This is a genomic window from Streptomyces sp. NRRL S-87, assembly GCF_000719335.1.
In the GTDB taxonomy this organism is placed as follows: domain Bacteria; phylum Actinomycetota; class Actinomycetes; order Streptomycetales; family Streptomycetaceae; genus Streptomyces.
Genome location: NZ_JOGB01000145.1, coordinates 1 through 2262, shown reverse-complemented (window position 1 = coordinate 2262; position 2262 = coordinate 1). Strand labels below are relative to the sequence as shown.

Below are 2262 nucleotides of genomic sequence, written 5' to 3'. Positions count from 1 at the left end.
CCGACCGGCGGCGTGATGATCGCGGTCCAGGCCTCCGAGGCGGAGGTCGTGCCATTGCTCACCGAGGACGTGGACATCGCCGCGGTCAACGGTCCGCAGGCGGTGGTCGTCTCCGGTGACCAGGCCGCGGCGGTCGCGATCGCCGATGCCTTCGAGGCGCAGGGCCGCAAGACCAAGCGCCTGACGGTCAGCCACGCCTTCCACTCCCCGCACGCCGTCCGCTTCCTCGACGGCATCCGCACCCTGGAAGCCGCCGGCGTCACGACGTACCTCGAACTCGGCCCCGACGGCGTCCTCTCCGCGATGGCCCAGGACTGCCTCACCGGAGGCGACGGCGCCGTCCTCGCCCCCGTGCTCCGCGCGGGACGCCCCGAGGCGGAGACCCTCACCACCGCGCTCGCCCGGGCCCACTGCCGGGGCGTCGACGTCGACTGGAACGAGTACTTCGCAGGGACGGGCGCGCGGCGCGTGGACCTGCCCACCTACGCCTTCCAGCGGGAGCGCTACTGGCCGCGGACCGGCGGCCCGCTCCCCGGCGACGCCACCGGCCTCGGCCTCGCCGCCGCCGCGCACCCGCTCCTCGGGGCGGCCGTGTCGCTCGCGGACGCCGACGGCCGCGTCCTCACCGGCCGGCTCTCGCTGCGCACCCACCCCTGGCTCGCGGACCACGCGGTCATGGGATCCGTCCTCGTCCCGGGCACGGCGTTCGTGGAGCTGGCGCTGCATGCCGGTGAACGCGTCGGCGCCCCCGCCCTGGACGAGCTGACCCTCCAGGCCCCGCTGGTCCTGCCGGACGACGGCGGCGCGGTGCAGGTCCAGGTGACCGTCGGCGCGCCGGACGACTCCGGTCGCCGCCCGGTCGCCGTGTACTCGCGCCCGGCCGACAGCAGCGCCGGTGCCGACGCCCCTGCCGAGGACCGGCCGTGGCTGCGGCACGCGGCGGGTCTGCTCGCCTCGGACGTCCGCGCGGCCGGCGTGGACCTGGGCGTCTGGCCGCCCGCCGGCGCCACCCCCGTCCCCGTGGACGAGGCGTACGAGCAGCTCGACGCCTCCGGCCTGCGCTACGGGCCCCTGTTCCAGGGGCTGACGGCGGCCTGGCGCCACGACGGAGCCCTGTACGCCGAACTCGCCCTGGACGGACGCGCGCGGTCGGACGCCGACGCGTTCGGAGTGCACCCGGCCCTGCTCGACTCGGCCCTGCACGCCCTGGCGCTCGACGCCGGACTCCTCGCGACCCCGGCCACCGACCCGGGTCCCGAGGCGGGTCCCGACTCCGACTCCGGCTCCGACGCCGCTGCGCGGCTGCCGTTCGCCTGGAGCGGCGTACGCCTGCACGCCACCGGAGCCTCCGCGGCGCGGGTCCGCCTCGCCCCGGCCGGCCCCGGGGCGGTGTCCCTGGAACTCGCCGATCCGGCCGGTCGGCCGCTCGCGTCCGTGGACGCGCTGGCGCTGCGCGCGGTCTCGCCCGAGCAGATCGGCGCGGCCGCCCGCGACGGCCGCCCGGAGTCCCTGTACCGGGTCGAGTGGACCGTGGTCCCCGCCGACGGCACGGCCGCGGCTCCCGCTGACACGGCGGACGTCGGCGTCGTCGACCTGCGCACGGACGCCCCCGCCGAGCTGCCGGAGGCGGTGCACACCGCGACGGCACGGGTGCTGGTGCTGCTGCAGGAGCGGCTGTCCGAGGACCGGTCCGCGGACGGGCGCCTGGCGTTCGTGACGCGGGGCGCGGTGGAGGCCGTACCCGGCGAGGGCCTGCCCGACCCGGTGCACGCCGCGGTCCGGGGCCTGGTGCGGTCGGCGCAGTCCGAGCACCCGGGCCGCTTCCTCCTGGTCGACACCGACGGGCCCGCCGACACGGACCGCGCCGACGCCGACGTGCGGGGCGCCCTCGCGGCCGCCCTCGCCGGCGGCGAGTCCGAGGTGGCGGTCCGCGGCGGCACGGTTCTGGTGCCGCGGCTGGCCCGCGCCGACGCGCCGGCCGTCCAGCCGGCTCCCGCGTGGGACCCCGACGGCACGGTGCTCCTCACCGGCGCGAGCGGTTCCCTGGGCGCCCTGTTCGCCCGCCACCTCGTCGCGGAGCACGGTGTGCGGCACCTGCTGCTGGTGTCGCGTCGTGGTGAAGCGGCGCCGGGCGCGGTCGAGTTGGCGGCGGAGCTGGCGGGCCTGGGTGCCGAGGTGACCTGGGCGGCGTGTGACGTGGCCGACCGGGAGGCGTTGGCGGCCGTACTGGCCGGCGTTCCGGCGGAGCACCCGCTGACCGCG

At 78.1% G+C, this 2262-nt stretch carries 1 protein-coding gene; it reads left to right on the top strand.

Annotation, left to right across the window (positions count from 1 at the left end):
- On the top strand, positions 1–2262 hold a 2262-nt coding region (locus IF43_RS0135405), incomplete at both ends, for a polyketide synthase dehydratase domain-containing protein (RefSeq protein WP_030211047.1).